Here is a 325-nt window from a genome sequence, read left to right on the forward strand (position 1 = left end):
GACCGTGTCGGCGTCGAGCACCGCGCCGGCCGTCGACACGGCCTTGTGGCCGAGCCGCGCTTCGCTCTCCTCGCGGCTCTCGCCGCCCTCGATCATGGGAGTCGCGACGCCCATGGGGCACAGGCAGCACACCTGGACTCCGCGGTCGCCGTACGTGGCGGCGAGCCACTCGGCGAATCCGACGGCAGCGTGCTTGCTGACCGAGTACGTCGGCGACCCCAACTGCGTGAGCAACCCGGCGGCCGACGCGGTGACCGCGAAGATGCCGCCGTCGCCGTCCACCCAGCGAGGGACGAGCGCCCGCGCGGCCCGCACGTGCGCCATG

The 325-nt window shown here is 73.8% G+C and carries 1 protein-coding gene; it reads right to left on the minus strand.

Features of this window, described 5'->3' with window-relative positions:
• Positions 1–325 (minus strand): SDR family NAD(P)-dependent oxidoreductase (locus D9V41_RS17175; RefSeq protein ID WP_121795647.1); only part of this gene is annotated, 325 nt, incomplete at both ends.

The sequence above is a fragment of the Aeromicrobium phragmitis genome, from assembly GCF_003674095.1.
GTDB lineage: Bacteria > Actinomycetota > Actinomycetes > Propionibacteriales > Nocardioidaceae > Aeromicrobium > Aeromicrobium phragmitis.